General features: G+C 50.8%; 20 protein-coding genes. 4 read left to right on the top strand and 16 right to left on the bottom strand.

The window, feature by feature from the left end:
• Positions 1-35 precede the first annotated feature (35 nt).
• The 10 genes from era to rpoE form a co-directional block, all read right to left on the bottom strand.
• Entirely contained in the window at positions 36-941 is a 906-nt protein-coding gene (gene era, locus G8768_RS19835) for a GTPase Era (protein WP_166843283.1), read from the bottom strand.
• A 13-nt stretch (positions 942-954) separates the two neighbouring features.
• Positions 955-1,662, bottom strand: coding sequence for a ribonuclease III (gene rnc, locus G8768_RS19830; protein ID WP_341801040.1), 708 nt, complete (start codon positions 1,660-1,662; stop codon positions 955-957).
• Positions 1,649-2,068, bottom strand: coding sequence for a DUF4845 domain-containing protein (locus G8768_RS19825; protein ID WP_166843285.1), 420 nt, complete (start codon positions 2,066-2,068; stop codon positions 1,649-1,651). The genes rnc and G8768_RS19825 overlap by 14 nt, the downstream gene beginning before the upstream one ends.
• Before the next feature lie 19 nt (positions 2,069-2,087).
• Complete coding sequence (lepB, locus tag G8768_RS19820) at positions 2,088-2,924, bottom strand: signal peptidase I (protein ID WP_166843286.1); 837 nt, start codon at positions 2,922-2,924, stop codon at positions 2,088-2,090.
• A 26-nt stretch (positions 2,925-2,950) separates the two neighbouring features.
• A complete protein-coding gene (gene lepA / locus G8768_RS19815; RefSeq protein WP_166843465.1) occupies positions 2,951-4,750 on the bottom strand; it encodes a translation elongation factor 4 in 1,800 nt (599 codons plus the stop codon).
• A 154-nt stretch (positions 4,751-4,904) separates the two neighbouring features.
• The gene (locus G8768_RS19810) at positions 4,905-6,311 is read right to left on the bottom strand and encodes a DegQ family serine endoprotease (protein ID WP_371315428.1); all 1,407 of its coding nucleotides are present in this window, start codon (positions 6,309-6,311) and stop codon (positions 4,905-4,907) included.
• Between the two features lie 128 nt (positions 6,312-6,439).
• Positions 6,440-6,868: a SoxR reducing system RseC family protein gene (locus G8768_RS19805; protein WP_166843287.1), complete on the bottom strand. Its 429-nt coding sequence runs from the start codon at positions 6,866-6,868 to the stop codon at positions 6,440-6,442.
• A gap of 10 nt (positions 6,869-6,878) precedes the next feature.
• A complete protein-coding gene (locus tag G8768_RS19800) occupies positions 6,879-8,048 on the bottom strand; it encodes a MucB/RseB C-terminal domain-containing protein (RefSeq protein WP_166843288.1) in 1,170 nt (389 codons plus the stop codon).
• Between the two features lie 73 nt (positions 8,049-8,121).
• Positions 8,122-8,802, bottom strand: a complete 681-nt coding sequence (locus G8768_RS19795; RefSeq protein ID WP_166843289.1) for a sigma-E factor negative regulatory protein — start codon at positions 8,800-8,802, stop codon at positions 8,122-8,124.
• Positions 8,803-9,131: 329 nt separating this feature from the next.
• Entirely contained in the window at positions 9,132-9,716 is a 585-nt protein-coding gene (gene rpoE / locus G8768_RS19790; protein WP_166843290.1) for an RNA polymerase sigma factor RpoE, read from the bottom strand.
• Positions 9,717-9,995: 279 nt separating this feature from the next.
• On the opposite strand from rpoE, the gene nadB reads away from it, so the two are divergent.
• Positions 9,996-11,624: an L-aspartate oxidase gene (nadB, locus tag G8768_RS19785; RefSeq protein WP_166843291.1), complete on the top strand. Its 1,629-nt coding sequence runs from the start codon at positions 9,996-9,998 to the stop codon at positions 11,622-11,624.
• On the opposite strand, the gene G8768_RS19780 is transcribed toward nadB, so the two are convergent.
• Positions 11,613-12,182 (bottom strand): hypothetical protein, encoded by a 570-nt coding sequence (locus G8768_RS19780; protein WP_166843292.1) that lies wholly within the window; start codon positions 12,180-12,182, stop codon positions 11,613-11,615. The genes nadB and G8768_RS19780 overlap by 12 nt on opposite strands.
• Before the next feature lie 4 nt (positions 12,183-12,186).
• Positions 12,187-12,432, bottom strand: a complete 246-nt coding sequence (locus G8768_RS19775; protein WP_166843293.1) for an FAD assembly factor SdhE — start codon at positions 12,430-12,432, stop codon at positions 12,187-12,189.
• A gap of 108 nt (positions 12,433-12,540) precedes the next feature.
• Here G8768_RS19775 and ygfZ point away from each other — a divergent pair, with 108 nt between their 5' ends.
• Both ygfZ and G8768_RS19765 read left to right on the top strand, forming a co-directional pair.
• Positions 12,541-13,551, top strand: coding sequence for a CAF17-like 4Fe-4S cluster assembly/insertion protein YgfZ (gene ygfZ / locus G8768_RS19770; RefSeq protein ID WP_166843294.1), 1,011 nt, complete (start codon positions 12,541-12,543; stop codon positions 13,549-13,551).
• 56 nt (positions 13,552-13,607) lie between these two features.
• Positions 13,608-14,444, top strand: a complete 837-nt coding sequence (locus G8768_RS19765) for an HDOD domain-containing protein (RefSeq protein ID WP_166843295.1) — start codon at positions 13,608-13,610, stop codon at positions 14,442-14,444.
• Positions 14,445-14,483: 39 nt separating this feature from the next.
• On the opposite strand, the gene G8768_RS19760 is transcribed toward G8768_RS19765, so the two are convergent.
• The 4 genes from G8768_RS19760 to prfB form a co-directional block, all read right to left on the bottom strand.
• Entirely contained in the window at positions 14,484-15,380 is an 897-nt protein-coding gene (locus tag G8768_RS19760; protein ID WP_166843296.1) for a class I SAM-dependent methyltransferase, read from the bottom strand.
• Positions 15,381-15,520: 140 nt separating this feature from the next.
• A complete protein-coding gene (gene ung / locus G8768_RS19755; protein WP_166843297.1) occupies positions 15,521-16,207 on the bottom strand; it encodes a uracil-DNA glycosylase in 687 nt (228 codons plus the stop codon).
• Positions 16,208-16,213: 6 nt separating this feature from the next.
• On the bottom strand, positions 16,214-17,713 hold the full coding sequence (lysS, locus tag G8768_RS19750) for a lysine--tRNA ligase (RefSeq protein ID WP_166843298.1): 1,500 nt from the start codon (positions 17,711-17,713) through the stop codon (positions 16,214-16,216).
• Positions 17,714-17,788: 75 nt separating this feature from the next.
• A protein-coding gene (gene prfB / locus G8768_RS19745; RefSeq protein ID WP_166843299.1) for a peptide chain release factor 2 occupies positions 17,789-18,884 on the bottom strand; the annotation gives its coding sequence in 2 pieces (ribosomal slippage) (positions 17,789-18,811 and positions 18,813-18,884; 1,095 coding nt in all).
• A gap of 391 nt (positions 18,885-19,275) precedes the next feature.
• Here prfB and G8768_RS19740 point away from each other — a divergent pair.
• Positions 19,276-20,553, top strand: coding sequence for a GGDEF domain-containing protein (locus G8768_RS19740; RefSeq protein WP_166843300.1), 1,278 nt, complete (start codon positions 19,276-19,278; stop codon positions 20,551-20,553).
• Positions 20,554-20,668 lie beyond the last annotated feature (115 nt).

Below are 20,668 nucleotides of genomic sequence, written 5' to 3'. Positions count from 1 at the left end.
ATAATTAAATCGAATTGAGCTGCGATGCCTCGCAATTACAAATCGTCATAGCCCAGGCTGCGAAGTGCACGTTCATCATCGGACCAACCGGATTTTATTTTGACCCACAGTTTAAGCATGACCTTGCAGTCAAATAAACGCTCCATATCTTCGCGGGCCTGGGAACCGATATTTTTAATCTTGGCGCCTTTTTCCCCGATCAGAATGCGCTTTTGGCCGTCGCGTTCAACCAGAATCAAAGCGGAAATATGCAATACGTGCCCTTCCGCTGAAAACTCTTCGACTTCTACCGTCATTTGATACGGCAATTCGTCGCCCAGTTGGCGAGTAATTTTTTCCCGCACAATTTCAGCCGCCATAAAACGTGAACTGCGATCGGTTACCTGATCTTCCGGGAAAAAGTGCATTCCCTCTGGCAAACGCTTTTCCACTTCGCTTTCCAGAGCTTCCAGATTGTGGCCGCGTAAGGCGGAGATGGGGACCACCTCATCAATGGGCAGTTTTTCCATTAATTCCTGCAAGTGCGGTAGCAGTTGCTCTTTATCGTCCAGAATATCAACCTTGTTTACCGCCAAAATAATCGGACAGTCTAAATTCTGCAGACGTTTTACCACCATATCGTCTTCGTCGGTCCAGGCCAAACGGTCAACCAGAAAGACCACCAGATCCACATCGCGTAAAGCGGTTGTTGCCGCTCGATTCATATAGCGATTAATAGCGCGACTGTGTTGTAAATGGAGGCCAGGCGTATCGACATAGATAAACTGGCTGGGGCCCTCGGTTTTAATACCCAAGACATTGTGTCGAGTGGTTTGAGGCTTGCGGGATGTAATGCTGATTTTCTGTTGAAGAATATGGTTCAGCAAGGTGGATTTACCCACATTGGGGCGGCCAACGATGGCGATGTAGCCACAACGTTGGGGCTTATCATGATCAGACACATTCACCTCGCAATCAAATTTGCTGTTCTTTAATGATCGCCAAAGCGGCAGCGGCAGCGGCCTTTTCAGCCTTCCGGCGTGAACTGGCCTCCGCCTTCACAGGCTCCGCCAGTAAAGACAGGCGACATTCTACAACAAAGCTCTGTTGATGATGTTCACCGGCAACGGAAACAACCTCATACACAGGCAATGCCAGTTTGCGGGCCTGTAACAGCTCTTGTAAAGCGGTTTTGGGGTCTTTATCGGTTTCCATCAGATCCGCTGGCTGCAGGCGGGATTCAAACCAATCCAAGACACAGGCCTTGGCGTTCTCAAAGCCGGCGTCTTCGTACACCGCACCAATGATCGCCTCAACCGCATCGGCTAAAATCGAATCGCGACGAAAACCGCCACTTTTCATTTCACCCTCACCCAACTTCAGGCTCTCACCCAAATTAAATTCCCGAGCGATAGCGGCCAGGGTTTCACCTTTTACCAAGGCCGACCTCACGCGACTGAGTTGCCCTTCAGTAGCATCAGGCAAGATATCAAAGAGTTTCTGGCCAATGACAAAGCCCAGAATAGAATCGCCCAGAAACTCCAGGCGCTCATTATTCTGCTTGCCACAACTGCGGTGAGTCAGGGCAAGATCCAACAGGCTTTCATCGTTGAAATCATGACCCAGGCGCTGCAATAAACGAATACGCGCAGGGCTTGGAACGGGAGGCTTAGCGTTTGGCACGATCAGTACAGCATAATTCAGGACTGCGGGTATCCAGGCGATGGCGGAAATGCATGACGACATCGATATTGGAAATGAGATTATTTCGAACTTCGTAATCGATGATCACGATATAGTGTTCGTCAATGCGTTCTATCTCCCAGTTCTTTGGGTCTGACGCCGCAGTCCGGACATTGTTCAGGCCAAACTGCTTGCTTAGATTATCGCGGACCACACGAGGAGACTTCCCGACGATTCCCATGGACCCGGACGTCAGGGATTTTAAAGTCGCTTTTACAAAACGGTCATCAATAAAGGCGGGAACTGTCTGGCTCAAAAACAGCAGCATGGAGCCAAAAATAAAAACCATGACCAGCATCGTGGTCAAAGACATTCCAGCCTGGCGTGACAAGTTCTTAACTGACATGTTTTACCCCTTCAAGTAATTACTGGATACCACCAACACGTTCAAAACTCGGCAAGCTCAGAAGCGATTCCCAAGTCATCCAGATCGCAAACGCTTTGCCCACTATCGCGGATTCATGAACCGGTCCCCACACACGGGAATCGGAGCTGTTGTCGCGATTGTCCCCCATCATAAAGTAGTGATCAGCAGGTACAACCCACTCGCCATGACGGCTCAAGTGGCCTGGATTAATCTTTTTACGCATATCGTGTTCAACATCACCCAGTTTCTCTTTCACCAGCTGATACTGGGGTTGAGCAGGAGGCAGAGACGCCAATACAGTTTGCGGCATCTTCTCGCCGTTCACATAGAGCACATTATTGGTGTAGCGAATATGATCCCCGGGTAATCCTACAACACGCTTGATGTAGTAGGTATCCGGTTTATGAGGTGGGAAAAACACCATCACATCACCACGTTTGGGATCGTTCACATCCAAAACCTTGGTGCGGATCACCGGCAGACGCAAGCCATAGGTGTATTTATTCACCAGAATAAAATCACCGATTTTCAGGGTTGGCACCATAGAGGGCGATGGGATCTGAAAAGGCTCGGCTATAAAGGAGCGCAATACCAACACAATCGCCAGCACAGGAAAAAAGGATTTAGCGTATTCAACCACCACCGGCTCACGCTCGGCGACGGCTTCCAGCTCGGTTTTTTGCTCGTCACTGAGCGCAGTGGAGCCCTCTTGATTCGCTTTAACTTCGGCCAGATTACGGCGACGTCCCGGTGCGAGCATCAAGGCATCAAACAACCAAATCGCGCCGGAAATGGCCACGGCCAACACTAAAACCAGAGGAAAATTAATATCCATGTATAAAGTTCACCAACGTCTTTTTATTAACTGTCGACCTTAAGAACAGCCAGGAAGGCCTCTTGCGGAATTTCGACTCGACCAACCTGCTTCATGCGTTTTTTACCCGCTTTCTGTTTTTCCAACAGCTTCTTCTTACGGGTAACGTCACCACCATAACATTTAGCCGTTACGTTTTTACGCAGGGCTTTTACCGTAGTACGAGCAACCACATTGCCGCCAATCGCCGCCTGAATCGCCACATCAAACATCTGACGAGGAATCAGCTCTTTCATCTTGTCAGCCAACGCACGTCCTTTGAACTGGGCATTATCTCTGTGCACAATCAAAGCCAGTGCATCAACTCGCTCGCCATTGATGAGAACATCCAGGCGAACCAGATTGGCCTGTTCAAAGCGATCAAAACTGTAGTCCAGTGATGCAAAACCGCGACTTACAGACTTCAAGCGATCAAAGAAATCCATGACCACTTCATTCATGGGCATATCGTAGGTTACTGATACCTGCTTACCGGCATATTGCATATCTTTCTGCACGCCGCGTTTTTCAACACACAGGGTAATAACGGAACCTAAATGTTCCTGGGGCACCAGAATATTGGCCTGACAAATCGGCTCACGCATCTCATCGATATCGCCTAGCTCTGGCAATTTCGAGGGGTTATCAACATAGGTAATCTCGCCGTCTTTTTTCAGAACTTCGAACACTACCGTGGGAGCCGTGGTAATCAAATCGAGATTGTATTCACGCTCCAGTCGTTCCTGAATAATTTCCATGTGCAGCATACCCAGGAAACCGCAACGGAAACCAAAACCCAGAGCATCAGAACTTTCCGGCTCATAGAACAGAGAAGCGTCGTTGAGGGTCAGCTTAGCCAGTGCATCCCGGAATGCTTCATAATCATCAGAGCTGATTGGGAACAAACCGGCATAGACCTGGGGTTTGACCTTCTGGAAACCCGGTAAGGCTGCCACTTCTTCAGTTTTTGCGTGGGTAATCGTGTCACCAACCGGAGCCCCTTGGATATCCTTGATACCCGCGACCACATAGCCTACTTCGCCTGCTTTCAGTTCTTTGGTGGGCTGGCGCTTGGGCGTAAAAATACCAACGCCGTCGACAATATGAGACTTGCCGGTCGATTTCATCAAGACTTTGTCTTTGAGCGTTAACGTGCCTTCTTTCACACGCACCAAAGACACAACACCCAGATAGTTATCAAACCAGGAATCGATAATCAGAGCCTGCAAAGGAGCATCAACATCACCTTCCGGAGCCGGAACGCCATTCACAAGCTCTTCCAACACGTCTTCGATACCCAAGCCGGATTTGGCGCTACAGCGCACCGCTTCCAGTGCCTCAATACCAATAATATCTTCAATCTCTTGAGCCACTCGCTCGGGTTCAGCTTGGGGCAGATCCATTTTGTTCAGAACCGGAATCACTTCCAGGCCCTGTTCAATCGCGGTATAGCAGTTAGCAACGGATTGAGCCTCTACACCCTGAGCGGCGTCAACCACCAGTAAAGCGCCCTCACAAGCATATAGGGAGCGAGACACTTCATAGGAGAAATCCACATGTCCCGGGGTATCAATAAAGTTAAGCTGATAGGTTTTACCGTCGCGAGCTTTATAATTCAGCGTTACGCTCTGGGCTTTAATGGTAATGCCCCGCTCCCGCTCCAGATCCATGGAATCAAGCACCTGGGCTTCCATTTCACGGTCAGACAGGCCACCGCAGTGCTGGATAAAACGGTCAGCAATGGTGGATTTACCATGGTCAATATGGGCAATAATCGAAAAGTTACGGATATGGCTGAGGTCAGTCACGGTAGTCAAAACGTCCAAGGGCGCACATTCTCATGCGCCATAAATAAAATGGCCCCGGCAAAAGCCAAGGCACAGGAAAATTCAAGGCGGCAAGTCTACCCCATTTAGGTCGGCGGCGCCATTTCGGGCCACCGCCGGCTGGGTTTGGAGAGACTTACTCTGGCAGTGAGAAGCTGCGGAAGACTGGGCGTCCGTTCACAAAGAAGCGAATCGGCAACAGCTCTTCAGCCGGCAGTTCAGAAACGATGCTGTGGAAGCCCTCAACGTCTTTCACTTCCTTGAAGCCCATCTGCACGATTACCATGCCGGGGCGCAGCCCAGCTTTGGCCGCAGGGCTCTCTGGACGCACGCGTTTGATAATCACACCACCATCGAGATTCCAGGCGCGACGCAGGCGGTCACCAATCTCTTCAACTTCTACCCCCATACGGCCGCCCATATTGGCACGGGTTCCCGCGACTTGATCGTTTTCGCCGCTCAGTGAGCCGACGGTTACATCAATTCTCGTCCGCTTACCTTCGCGCATCACCAGCGCCTCAACCTCGGAACCCGGAGCGGTGCGACCCACAGCATGAGGCAGTTCACCGGAATCATTAATGTCGAAATCACCGAATTTGATGATTACGTCACCGGCACGAAGACCGGATTCGGCCGCAGGACCTTTGGGATCAATTTGGGAAATCAAGGCACCAACGGGCTTGGACATACCAAGAGAAGCTGCCAAATCAGAATCCACGTCCTGAATAGCCACACCTAACCAACCTCGATCAACGCGGCCTTTTTCACGCAACTGTTGAACCACTTCTTTGGCAACAGAAGCCGGAATCGCAAACGACAAACCATTGGAACCACCTGAACGGGTGAAGATCTGGGAATTGATTCCAATCACTTCTCCATTGAGGTTAAACAGCGGGCCACCCGAATTACCCGGGTTAATAGCCACATCGGTTTGGATAAACGGCACGTAGTTTTCATTGTTTTCAGTAGGAATACTGCGGCCAATAGCACTCACAATGCCCTGGCTTGCAGTAAAGTCCAAACCGAATGGCGAGCCAATCGCCAATACCCACTGACCCACTTTCAGCTCATCGGAATCACCGAAGCTCAAATACGGCAGGTCATTAGCCTCGATCTTCAATAGCGCCAAATCGGAACGCTCGTCCACTCCGATCACTTTGGCATCAAATTCGCGATGATCTAACAGGTTTACGCTGATTTCATCAGCGCCATCAATCACATGGTTATTGGTCAGCAAGTAGCCATCTTCAGAGATAATAAAGCCTGATCCCATTGAACGAGCCTGGCGCTGCTGTGGTTGCTGACGCTGGCGTTGCTCAAAGAGATGACGGAAAATTTCGGGGATATCCTGGCGCTGAGGAGCCGAGCGCCGGCTGCGCGCTTTTTCGATGGTATTGATCTTGACCACCGCTGGGGAGCGCTCTTCAATTAACTGGGTAAATTCAGGCAATTCACGTGCCTGGAGTGTTGCCGGTAACAACAGCAACATCAGATAGAAACAACTTTGCAAGTAAGCAAAAGGCGATGCTTTGCGTAGCGTCATATTCAACCTCTAACAGCGTTTTCTTCGTACGGCATCCGGCCGCGTGTCCATGGCATTGGATTACACTATGCCAACTTGGTTCCAAAGCTTAAAGGGAATTTACCTGATCGCACAATTCGTGCACAGATTTATTTGAGCAAGCGGGGCTGGAAACGGGAATGACAGTCCTCTTTGGACAAACGGTGACGAACCCAGAGCCCACCCACAGCTAATCCGGACAGCGCCCCGAGGATCGAGAGCAGCTCACCCCCTAATTGTTGCCCCGCAAAAGCCAGAACCAGCAATAAGATCAACGGCATTAAATAGGCCATCATGGTGGCCCGCAACAGGGTGGACTCCTCAATGCCAATGGTCACTGTCTCGCCTTGCTTGAAGGCCGTGGCTGCTGCATCCATCAGGGGCACCTTCAGTAAACCATGGCTTTCATTGAGATTTTGCAATAAACGCTGTCCACAGGCATGCCGCCCCTGACAGCTGTCGCAGGTGGTTTTCTGGGTGGTCTGTAGCCACAGGTGATCGTCAGCCACAGCAATGATGCGGCCATCTTCTTGAATCATGTTTTAACCACTAGCGCCTTCTGAGACGCACCGATTCGGCTATCTGGCGCAAACTGCCACCAGGAATCTCGCCAACAGCCGTCACAGTGAACAACTGCTGGTCATGGTTCATTTTACTCATAACCACCGAGGTTGCGCCACGGTGAGTTGTACCACTGATCAACACCTCATCGGTACTGACAGGCTGAATAAAAATCGACAAGGCATTCAAACCGTCGGTGTACATGATCTGATCAGCGCCAGTACGCGAACGTTGCTGACCTGTAAATACAAAGCCTTCTGGTAACCAACCCGCTTCCCAGGTTTGAGGCGTTTTATGGATATCAGGTAACTCGCCCTTGCTACTGCATAAATGGCCCTGGTCCACGCGCTCGGCGCGGGTATTGCTGGCCACAAGCAGTTCAGCAGAAACCTCATCACCCAGCTGCAAATCCACGAATTGGAAACGCTCACGTACTTTATTAGCGCCACCGACCAATTCCATCATAAGCGGCAAAGCTGTCTCGCGATCCAGAGCGATAACATAGCCATAGCGGTGCTCATCCCGGGGTTTGATTCCCAGCAGCAGCGCCTCTCGATCGGCAATGCGCTGGCGCCCAAGAATGGTGTACTGATACAGATCACCAAGTCGGAGAATACGCTCACCAAGCCTCATGGTCGCACCGCGTAGCAAATGCTCACCAATAGCTGTACAGCTGGCTGCACGGCCGCTGCTAACGACTTCGCGGCGAATGCCATTGAGCTGCACCAGACGCTCATGCTCAACACCATCAATCACTTTATGGTAAATCTTCAGACTGTCGACATGATTATCAAATTCGAAGGTTACCAAGCCCTGATAGTCCAGCTCACGCATAGCGCGGGACATTTTGTGCAGAATGCTCTGCACTTCCTGATGAATAAGAACACGACGCTCCTGCGCGGTCAGCGCTCTTCCCAGTGCAGCAGGGGTTTTGCCCTGGGCATTGGCGGTTTGGGCGGTCGATTCATTGGCTTTTGGGCGAAAGCCGTGTTCGACAGGAACCTGCGCAGACTCGGCTTGCGTGGACAAAGGGGGTTCTTGACTGGAAATCTCAGCCGCCGCCGAGCCGTTGTTGAATTCTTGAGCTTGTGGCTCGGACTGAGCCAAAGCCGCTGAACTGACCAGTGTCAGCGCAGCGACCAGAAGTGTAGATTGCATGTCAGTTTATGACCTCAAAACGCTCACTAACATGCCCTATGGCATTATCATCGATGGTGATGATCAGAGCGGATTATTGTTGTTCAATTTTGGGAATTCGAGCATAGGGTAAAACACCTCGACCACTATTGGCAGCGGCATTGTTCGCATGCTCCAACATTAAAATGTTCAAGCGGCGTTGCAGCTCCTCCTGGGTCTGGGCTTTCAGAGTAGCCTGCTGATCGTCAGACTGACGCGGCATCATAAAATTCGGGCTGCGATTCACCATCGCCGGGCTTTGGGATCTTGGCAACTGGCTGTTCACACCTGCAGCCAAAACCGGCTGCTCAACAATGCTCGGCTGACTGATAACAGGGGCCGCTTGAGCTTCCGCCAATTGCGCATCTGTCGCTTCCGGCGCGAACTGCTGCCAGTTTTGCTGTACACCCAGAACGATGACGCAGGCTACAGACGCCGCAATAGCCAGGCGACCTGCTCCGGCCCAAAAACCTGCAGGTTTAGCCTGATGTGGTGCTTCGTCTTCGAGGGCTTGCTGAATACCGGGAAGGATACTTTCACTGGACATCAACGGCTCGCCACGCATGGCGGCACCAATCATGTGGTAACGGGACCAACGCTCCTCCAGCTGAGGATCGGACTGTTTCAACAGTCGACGTAACTCCAACTCACTGGCTTGATCGTCTACCAAAGCCGATAGAGACTCAGCGAGCTGCTGGTCTTGCTGGCGATGCTGATCAACGGACTTATCGGTCATAGCGTTTCCCCATTAGACACTCTCTGGTGCCCTAGTGTTAGCAAAGTATAAGCGGCTTCGTTTTCACGAGTTACCAAAACAATTTCCGGAGCTGCGACACTCCGGATCATTCAATAGGACTCAAGACTTGTCAAAAGGTTCACAAAAAGCTCACACAATTTTGAACCATCGCACATTTCTTGTCACCTGTGCGGCTGGGGAGCATGAACTCACCCACCACGCTCTACCTATCCACGCGTCTCTTTACGCGCCTGTTTAGGCACTTATCTTGAGCCACAGCGGCAAAATCGTCTCTACGGAGGCCCGTGTAAGGGCTTTCCCTCGTCCCCTTATCGCAATAAGGGCGACATGGCCTTTTCGATAGCCTCTCGGGCACGGAATATACGTGAACGAACAGTACCCACCGGGCAGGCCATAACACTGGCAATTTCTTCGTAGCTTAAACCTTCCATCTCGCGCAGAGTTACGGCGGTTCGCAGGTCTTCGGGCAAATCAGTAATGGCGCGGTCGACCACCTCTTGCAGCTCGTCCCGGAACAAATTGTTTTCCGGGCTATCCACATCTTTTAAATACTCGCTGCCACCGTAAAACTCGGCCTCTTCCACCTCGACATCGCTGGCCGGTGGACGGCGGTTACGGGACACCAGAAAATTCTTTGCGGTATTGATCGCGATACGATAGAGCCAGGTATAAAAGGCGCTGTCGCCACGGAAATTCGGGAGAGCCCGGTACGCCTTAATAAAGGCTTCCTGAGCCACATCATGAACCTCAGCCGAATCTTTAATGTAGCGGCTGATGATCGATAGAATTTTGTGCTGATATTTAAGCACCAGCAAATCGAAGGCTTTCTTATCCCCCTTCTGTACACGCTCTACCAGCTGCTGGTCCGTTGTTGGCGCCGACTGCGCTGCCATTCCTCACTCCAAACAATCTGCTCTCGGGCAGATACACTATTGTTCTTTCTTCTTACTATATAGAGGTCGCTTCTAGCGCATCAGTTTAGCACGGGCGAACCAAAGATAGCTCATAGACTGGTTAGTGCTGCACAAGTTCCCGGACAAATCACTAATCCACAAGTTTAAGTTTTACCTAAGTTACCCGGACTAAGCCACTGTCTTTGCAAAGATTATCCATCACCCCCTCAAATGTGCAGATACGGTATACTAGCGCCAGCTCGCTTTAGGAAGAACAGTATGAAAACTCAACACCAATACGATGTGCTTATTATTGGAAGTGGCGCCGCTGGCCTCACCCTGGCACTTAATCTGGCCGAACGCTTTCAAGTTGCGGTGTTGAGCAAATCCGACATCAACCAGGGCTCTACCTGGTTCGCCCAAGGTGGCATCGCCGCCGTTCTGGATTCCGAAGATTCCGTAGAAGCCCATGTCAACGACACACTGGATGCCGGTGCGGGGCTGTGCCACGAGGACTCCGTACGCTTTACCGTGGAAAACAGTGCCGACGCCATTCGCTGGCTGATTGATCAAGGCGTCGATTTCACTCGCGAAGCCGAAGGCGAGGATTACCACCTCACCAAAGAAGGCGGCCACAGTCACCGCCGAATCATTCACAGTGCCGACGCCACCGGCCAGGCTGTGCATTCTGCGCTGTCCGAACGGGCCCTGTCACACGAAAACATTGATATTTACGCCCATCACATTGCAGTGGATCTGGTCAAACAGCCCAGCCCCAAAAGCCGCAAACTGCGTTGCGCCGGAGCCTATGTCTATAACCGACCGAAAGACCGGGTCGATTTGTTCCAGGCCAAAGCCGTTATTCTGGCAACCGGTGGCGCCAGCAAAGTGTATCTGTACACCAGTAACCCGGATGGAGCATCAGGTGACGGCATCGCTATGGCCTGGCGTGCGGGCTGCCGTATTGCCAATATGGAATTCAACCAGTTCCATCCGACCTGCCTGTTCCACCCCAAGGCCAAATCCTTTTTGATTACCGAAGCCCTTCGCGGAGAAGGCGCTTACCTGCGCTTGCCCAATGGCGAACGCTTTATGCATCGTTTCGACGAACGCGAAGAACTAGCCCCACGTGATATCGTCGCTCGTGCCATTGACCATGAAATGAAACGCCTGGGTAGTGACTGCCTGTATCTCGACATCAGCCATAAACCCGAAGCGTTTATTGCCGAACACTTCCCTACCGTGAAGGCGCGCTGCATGGAGTTTGGCATTGATATCAGCAAGGAATGGATTCCCGTGGTACCCGCCGCGCACTACACCTGTGGTGGCGTCGTGGTTGATCACAACGGCCAGACCGACTTGCAACAACTGTATGCCATTGGAGAAACCTCCTTCACCGGCCTGCACGGCGCCAATCGCATGGCCAGCAACTCGCTGCTGGAGTGCATCGTCTACGCCCAAGCGGCCGCTCGACACATCAGCGAGACCATTAACAATGTCGCCGACATTCAAACCATCGCCCCCTGGGATGCTTCACGTGTGACCGACTCGGATGAAGACGTGGTCATCTCTCACAACTGGGACGAATTGCGCCGCTTTATGTGGGACTACGTGGGCATTGTGAGAACTCGCAAGCGTCTGGAACGTGCAACTCATCGCATCAAGTTACTGCAGAAGGAAATAGCTGAATACTACAGCAACTACAAAGTCAGCAATGACCAGATCGAACTTCGCAATCTGGCGACGGTGGCTGAGTTGATTATTCGCTCTGCTATGGGCCGTAAGGAAAGCCGTGGCCTGCATTACTCCCTGGATTATCCGGATCTATCCAACGTCGCCAAAGATACCATTTTAGTGCCAATGAACTTTGCCGGTCAGGATCTGATCGTCAGCACTTCAAGCAAGTAAGCGAACTCTCTGGCAAAGCAAACGCCAAGCCTCAGCATCGTGATCTCTACGCAGCAACAGCAGTCGCCAGCGAAAATGATGGGTGGGTAAAACCGCCCACAAATGCCGACAAATCAGTTGCCAGTAATTTGCCTCCGCCGAACCTACGCTGGATTCCAACTGCTTCGCGACAAGCTCGCTGGATACCTCCACTCGCCAAATCATCAACTCGAAATGCTGCCATTCCAGGCGGGCTTCGGGTGGGTTTAACAAGTCGTCACCCGGCCCTTGCAGAAGACCGGAACATGCACCTTGAGAACGCGCTTGCTCATCACGCAAACACAAAACAAAAGCGGACATCGACCAATGGCGAAGCAACCACAAGCCCACACTGATCATCATGAGAAACAGAATGGCCATATACACAAAAGGGGAAAGCCTGGACGTCAACAACAACGCCAAAAACAACAAACCGTGGAGAATACAGATCAAAAAGGAGAGAAAGACGGAAGGCTGCAAGCGCAGCCTGACAGCAAAGCGGCGGCCGGATATTGATCTTGGCAGCCGCTTTTCTTGCAAGGTGCTATTCTTGCAAACCGGTATTGTTGCGAATGATCGTAACGATCTTCAACAACTCAGGATCATCCGGATCTTTGCGCTTTAAAAACCAACCAAACATATCCTGGTCTTCACATTCCAGCAGCGCCCAATAACGCTCTTTGTCTTCCTGATCGAGACCGGGATAAATATTTTCCAAAAACGGCAATAACACCAGGTCCAGTTCTAACATGCCCCGTCGGCTGCCCCAAAACAGGCGATTTTTATCCATAGTTACCTCGAATTCAGCTTTCGACAATTATAAGTTAAAGGCGATAACAGCGACCACAGCTGAAGCAAAATATTTTACAATGGCCACCGCATTGAAATAGGAATTGCTATGAACAGCTGGTCAGAACTTGTACAAGCCTCCAATTACACACTTCTCAGTAGCCAATCTGATGCCATTGATGAGAGCACCCTGCTCCTATGTCCCCTCGATCACAAGTCAGCACTTGAGGTCATCGGGCCAGACAGCAAAAGCTTTTTACAAGGCCAATTAAGCTGCGACCTCGATGAGGTCAGCGATACCCAATGGCGCCTGGGGGCTCATTGCAACCATAAGGGCCGCATGTTGAGCAGCTTTCGGGCCAGCGCGCTGGGTGAAGAGCATATCCGTCTGATACTGCGCCATAATATTTCCGAAAACGCCCATAAGGCGCTGGCGAAATACGCTATTTTCTCCAAGGCGGAACTCAGCGTGAACAGCGACCTTCTCGGCCTGGGTTTGAGTGGCACCAATGCCGAAAACCAGCTTCAGGCTTGGCAATTACCGCGACCCAAAGACGGACAATGTGCCGAGCATAATGGCGTGCAAATACTCAATATTTCCGGAGACCGCTTTGAGATCTGGACAGACAGTGAGCGAATGAAGAATTTGCTCGATCAGTTAAAGTCTGAGCCGCTATTGGTCGATAACGCCTATTGGAGGTTATTGGATATTCGAGCGGGTATCGCTGAAATCGAGGCTGGGGTGGAAGAATCGATCATTCCCCAAATGTTGAATTTCAACGAACTGGACGGCATCAACTACCAGAAAGGGTGTTATACCGGCCAGGAAATTATCGCCAGAATGCAGTACCGGGGTAATCTGAAACGTCATACTGTTCGCCTACTGAACAAGGCTGATAACGCTGACGATTTCGATAGTACAAGCTTAAAAAGCGGCGCCGAACTTTTTTGTGCCGACAGTAAACAGGCTGTCGGTGAGCTGGTGAATATTGCAATCAGCTCGGAAGGTATTGAAGCCCTCGCGGTCATTAAAGATGACGCCGCTGAAAAAGCCCTCGCGCTGTCTCCGGATGGACCATGGAATTTCACGGTCGAACCGCTCCCATATGCTATAACTTAAATAGGGCCGCTCATTAAGGCGGCCGGAAAAAGCCAAGCCTTAGATGAGACGATGCGATGAATCCACTAGCGGCCCAAGCCCGAACAGATATTCTTTCCGCCATTGATAATGACGAATTGGTACTCCCAAGCCTGCCAGAGATCGCTTTGCAGGTCCGGGAGGTTGCTGAAGATCCCGATGCAGGCGTGATGGATTTGCACAAAGTAATCGGCAATGATGTCGCCTTGACTGCACGCATTATTAAAGTGGCCAACAGCCCAACGATGCGCGGCGCACAGGAAATCACCAATCTGCAAATGGCCCTCTCCCGTCTGGGTTTGCAATTTACCGCCTCACTGGCAATGGGTCTGGCCATGGAGCAGATGTTCCAGGCGAAATCGAAAGAAATTGACCGTCGCATCCGAGAAGTCTGGAGCCGTTCCAGTGAAATTGCCGGCATGTGTAATGTGCTGTGTAAATTTCGCACCGACTTGCAGCCCGATCAGGCGACACTGGCAGGACTCGTGCACAATATTGGCTCTCTGCCGATTTTTAAATACGCCGAAGAAAACCCCGATGCTCTGAACAATCCATTCGTACTGGATATGCTGGTCTACGACCTGGGCGCAGAATTGGGAGACAAAATTCTAAGCACCTGGGAATTTTCTCCGGAGCTGGTGCATGTTCCCAGCGAACATTTGGATTTCACCCGCGAATCGGACAGTGTTGGCTACGCGGATATTGTCACCGTCGCCATGCTACAAAGTTATATGGGAGGGAATCACCCCTTCGCGAATGTGGACTACAACACCGTAACCGCATTCGCGCGCCTGGGACTTGACCCGAATATGGAAGATGCCGAAGGCGAAGATATTTCCGCCGAAATGGAAGCGGCAATGGCAATGCTGACTTAAGAACGATAGCTTGAAGGCCCTGCACTCGCAAAACGCATTCTAGCCTCGCGAAAAGTACATGCCCCAAGCTAACGGCCTGCCCTGTTCCGCCAGGGCAACTGTCTTGGCTTTAAATCCTTCTTGCCTGATGGATTCCACTAAACGCTTCTGATCCGCACCGCTCAAAGCAACCTCAACCTGCTGCTCGAGTCGGTCAATATTGGCAAGCAAAGAAGACTGCCACTGACCGATAATTTTCTGCGCGGATTCCCCGCGCACTCGATCGTTTTGCACATCCGTGAGCAATTTCGCAAGGCTTTGCAACAAAGCAAACAGTAAACTGGAATCCTTAGGTAGGCGAATCTCTTTCATCAAGGAAGTCATCAGCTTTTGCAAACCAGCCCGATCGGATTTATCGGTATCCGCATACTGGCACCACTGCCAAGCCGATGAGAACAAACCACTGTCCAGAATGCAGCGGCCTTCCATCAACTGTTGTTGAGAATGACGGCACAACAGGGAATCCTTACGATGGCAAAGTAAAAGTAACTGGGATTGCGCGTGTAAAACCCGGCACAGCTCCTTAATGCCTTCCTCTCTGGAAACGTATTCAAAACCAAACTGACTGATGACCCAATCAAAACTTTCGTCGGGAAAGGCGAGATTGGAACCGTCCATGCGGCTGAAGTGATGTTGCTGGCGCAGTGCTGCGCTCGGGGCGATTTCGCTGTAGTCCACTCCCACACAAAAACCACTGTGATCATCAGGTAATTGCTGTAACAGTGCACCATTTCCGGTCGCTAAATCGAGAATGCTTTCCTGGCGCTGCAGTTTTGATACAAAATACGTTTGTACGAACTGTTTTATGGGATTAGCTGAATGTGCCTGCAAGGATTGTGCAGCACCTGTTTGCCAATAATCAGACCAGCTCAATTGTGAGTTCAATGGGTACCTCATACTCATTCTTTTTATAGAACCTAAGCATGAGTTCAATTTATCACGGAAATATCACAAAAAACTTCTGCTTCCAATAAAAAGTCATCCAAAGTCACATCGAAGACAACTGGACACACGGAAAAGCCAGTCCCGCAATAAAACTATAGCGCTGGTACCGACCAATCGATTGCCGCTTGACCGCGTTGAAGCAAATAATTATTAGTCGCAGAAAAGTGGCCGCAACCCAGAAAGCCGCGATGTGCGGACAATGGCGAAGGGTGGACGGACTTCAGAACGCAGTGCTTTTGCCCATCAATAACCCGACCTTTTTTCTGGGCATAACTGCCCCACAACAGAAAGACCAGACCTTCACGCTGTTCGCTCAAGAGCTGAACAATACGGTCGGTAAATTGTTCCCAGCCTTTATTTTGATGGGAGCCAGCATTGGCTTGCTGAACGGACAAAGTCGCATTGAGCAGCAAAACGCCCTGCTCTGCCCAGCTTTGCAAACAGCCATGATTGGGGACGGGCAAGCCCAGATCCCGTTCGATTTCTTTGTAAATATTGAGCAAGGAAGGTGGAATTCGGACACCGGGCGGTACCGAAAAACTTAAACCGTGGGCCTGGCCAGGGCCGTGATAGGGATCCTGCCCCAACACAACCACTTTAACCTTTTCAAAGGGCGTACTGTTCAAGGCATTAAACATTTGCGGCCCCGGCGGAAAAATAATTTTTCCCGCCGCCTTTTCGGCCCGCAAAAAATCCCCAAGCTGCTGCATATAAGTCTGTTCAAACTCATTTTCCAACAGCGCTTTCCAACTGGGGTCTAGCTGTACATCCCTGGCCATAATGTCTTACTCCGGGCGCATTGCCGGGAACAGCAACACATCACGAATCGATGGAGAATCGGTCAGCAGCATCACCAAACGGTCGATGCCAATCCCTTCACCGGCAGTTGGTGGCAAGCCGTATTCCAGTGCACGAACGTAATCGGCATCGTAGTGCATGGCTTCATCATCACCGGCATCTTTTTCAGCCACCTGCTGCTGAAAACGCTCAGCCTGGTCTTCCGCATCGTTAAGCTCGGAGAAACCATTGGCAATCTCCCGACCACCGACAAAGAACTCAAAGCGGTCGGTCACAAATGGATTGTCATCATTGCGACGTGCCAGCGGTGAAACTTCGGTTGGATATTGAGTAATAAAGGTTGGATCATCCAAACGATGCTCAACGGTCTTTTCAAAGATTTCGATTTGAACCTTACCCAGGCCCCAGATATCTTTCAGAGGAATACCCAGACCTTCAGCGATCTTGCGCGCACCCTGCTCATCGGCCAGCTCTTCCGCATTGATGTCATCATTAAAATGCAGAATGGAATCGAATACGGACAAACGACGGAATGGTTTGGCAAAATCGTAAACCGTTTCGCTTTCCACTTCGCCTTCGGCGTTTTTCACTGTCGAGCGAACCTGAGTACTACCCAATACCGACTCCGCCAGCTTGCGCAACATATCTTCAGTCAAATCCATCAGATCGTTGTAATCCGCATAAGCCTGGTAGAATTCCAACATGGTGAATTCGGGGTTGTGACGCGTCGACAAACCTTCGTTACGGAAGTTACGGTTAATCTCGTAAACACGCTCGAAACCACCCACAACCAGACGCTTCAGGTACAACTCCGGCGCGATACGCAAATACATATCGATGTCCAAAGCATTGTGATGCGTTACAAAAGGACGCGCTGTTGCACCACCAGGAATCGCCTGTAACATTGGCGTTTCCACTTCCATGTAATCCTTGCCGTTTAAATAGCTACGGATGAACTCAATCACTTTAGAGCGAGTACGGAACACATCACGCACTTCAGGGTTTACAATCAGATCCACATAACGCTGACGGTAACGGGTTTCCTGATCGGCCAGGCCGTGGTATTTGTCCGGTAATGGACGCAAGGACTTGGTCAACAACTGGACCTTATCCATATTCACATAAAGATCGCCCTTACCGGAGCGGTGAAGTTTACCCTCACATCCAACGATATCTCCCAAATCCAGACGCTTCGCAAATGGACGGGCTTCTTTGGTAATGTACAACTGAATCGTGCCACTGGCATCGCGGATCACAACCCACGGGCCGCGCATCGCCATAACACGACCAGCCACACCGACTTGCACATCATCGCCTTCGAGGGCCTCTTTACTGATTTCCGCGTATTTATCCTGAACGTCCTGAGCTTTGTGTTTGGGGCGAAAATCGTTTGGAAACGTAGGCCCATCTTCGGCTCGAATCGTCGCGAGTTTTTCACGACGCACGGCAACTAATTTGTTTTCGTCTTGTGGCTTGTTATCGCTCATGGTTAAAGCTCTTTAGTCAGTAGAGTTAAATCTAAAAAAGTAAACGTTTTCAGTTCGGATGTTTTATTCAGAGGCTTACAAACCCGCTTTCAAGCTGGCTTCAATAAACTGATCCAGATTGCCATCCAAAACCGATTGGCAATTGCTGGTTTGCACGCTGGTGCGTAAGTCTTTAATGCGCTGATCATCCAGTACATAGGATCGAATCTGGCTACCCCAACCGATATCCGCCTTGCTGTCTTCAGCAGCTTGCTTCTCTTCATTGCGCTTGAGCATTTCCTGCTCATACAATTTTGCACGCAGCATTTTCCAGGCCTGGTCGCGGTTTTTATGCTGGGAGCGCTGGCTCTGACATTCCGCCACAATACCGGTAGGCTCGTGGGTTAAACGCACAGCGGAATCGGTTTTGTTAACGTGCTGACCACCGGCACCGGAAGCACGGTAGGTATCCGTACGAACATCGGCGGGATTGATATCAATCTCGATATTGTCATCAATTTCCGGAGACACAAACACAGAACAGAACGAGGTATGGCGGCGATTGCCGGAATCGAAGGGTGATTTGCGCACCAGACGATGAACACCGGTTTCGGTTCTCAACCAGCCGAATGCGTATTCGCCTTCAAAGCGAATAGTGGCCGATTTAATGCCAGCCACATCACCTGCTGACGCTTCTTCTAAAGTGGTCTTAAAGCCTTTCGCCTCACCCCAGCGCAAGTACATACGCAGAACCATTTCAGCCCAATCCTGGGCTTCGGTACCGCCGGAACCCGATTGGATATCCAGATAGGCGTTATTGGGGTCCATCTCACCGGAAAACATCCGACGGAATTCCAGTTTGGCCAGATGTTGATTCAAACCATCAATCTCGGCTTCAACTTCAGCAACGGTGTCTTCGTCGCCTTCTTCGACGGCCATTTCCAGCAGTTCATGGGCGTCGGCAATGCCACCATCAAGGGTATCAATGGTTTCCACCACCGCTTCCAGGGACGAACGTTCACGCCCCAATTCCTGGGCCTTCTCCTGATCATTCCAAACGTCAGGTTCACCCAGAAGCAGTTCTACTTCGTCGAGGCGTTCTTTCTTATGATCGTAGTCAAAGATACCCCCTAAGCGTATCGGTACGCGTTTGCAGGTCTTTCAACTGGTTGATAATCGGATTGATTTCCATAAAGGTCACTGATTCTGTTCGTTAATGCCTGCCCGAGGCCCCACCACTGGTTTAGGGGATCATTCAGGGCAATTTGAAAGGCGCGAATTGTACCCCAAGCCCCCCGTCAACTCTAGGGTGACTCCCCTATCTGAGGGGATTACCTGAAGCTCAAAGGCAGCGAAGCACAACCCCCAGCCCTTCTTGCGGGCACTCTTTACGGAACTCTTCCCAACCACCTACCGCCCATAGCCCAAGCAAAGGATAAGCCAGCAACGATAACCGCTCATCCTAAAACCTTATTTTTACTAATGAATAGCTCAATAAAGCCCACTCCAAGCCGTTATCAAAAGAGAGGATTTTGCCCGGCAAGTGAACAGGCAACGCCTATGATTTCAAGGGAAGGATATTAATGAAGTTTTCCGCAGGCTTTCACCGCTATTTCTACGGCTTGCAGGCCATTCTATTGGGCCTGCTGGGCTACAGCGCCTACCTGATTAATGATTTTTATCGCCTGACCCATGAAATTGCACTGCTGGAAAACAATCGCTTCGATATGGTCGCCCTGGCCAATGAACTGCAGCAGAGTTCAGATCAACTCACCCTGTTTGCCCAAAACTACGTCGTTACCGGCAATCCGGAATACTTAAGGGCCTTCGAACAGGTTCTCGCAATTCGCAATGGCACAGCACCCCGCCCGCAGGATTACCACGCCACCTACTGGAACCTGAATGAAGACGAGCGCGCCGCTCGCCATAGCCAGCAGGATGGCATTGCCCTGCTCGACATCATGGCCACCATGCCCTACAGCGAAGCAGAATTTGCCTTGCTCCATCTGGCGAAAGATCAGTCCGATAAGCTCGCCATCATTGAAAAGCAGGCCTTTGCTCTGGCTCCCACGGACAAAGAGCAGGCCAAGGCTCTTCTTTTTGGGGAGGCCTATAAAGAAGCCAAGCACAGCATAATGGCGCCAATCGATCAGTTCCTGATTGTGGTCAATAAGCGTCTCGCGAAGAATCTCCAAAACCTGCATGAACGGGAACAAAGCCTGGCCAATTCACTACCATTAATTCTTGGCTTGAACGCTCTGCTAATTTTTACCATTTTTATCACCATTAACTGGCGCTTTATTCAATATCATCGCGAGTTGGTCGATCTGTCGATGAAGGACCATCTCACCCGCATCTGCAATCGAAAATACCTGTCGGAATTTGGCCCTCAGTTTTTGCAATACCACCGCCGCCATGGCAATAAAGTCTGCCTGGCTCTGATGGATATCGATCACTTTAAAACGATTAATGATAACTATGGCCACCAAATTGGCGACCGGATTTTGCAACACTTCTGCAAAACCGTCGGTTCAAGAATCCGTAAAACAGACACCTTTGTGCGTTACGGTGGTGAAGAGTTTGTTTTGCTTATGCCCAATATGACCGCCGAACAATGCGCTCCGTTCCTCGAAGAGCTCTGTGCGCGAGTGGCCGAACATGATTTTGATGAACGCCGCAAACGCATAAGCTATACCGTCAGCATCGGCTGGGTCGACAGCGGTCATCACTACGATCTGGACACCATGCTGCATCGCGCTGACGCGGCCATGTACAAAGCCAAGCAATCGGGCCGTAACTGCGCCCAACAAGGCGATTGTAGCAATCCAAAACCCACACTGGCGATTTCGAAATCCGCCTGAACCTTTAAAATGACACTTGGCCCAGCGCCTTGGGCGTGCTAAAACTCAGTTTCCATAAGCGAATCATAAAATCGATTCCGCAACAAAAAATTAAAAGAAGCTAGTGACGCACTGA

This window comes from Pseudoteredinibacter isoporae (assembly GCF_011602085.1).
Lineage (GTDB): Bacteria > Pseudomonadota > Gammaproteobacteria > Pseudomonadales > Cellvibrionaceae > Pseudoteredinibacter > Pseudoteredinibacter isoporae.
Note: the sequence above shows the minus strand (reverse complement) of the source record. Positions and strands in the feature narration are given on the sequence as shown.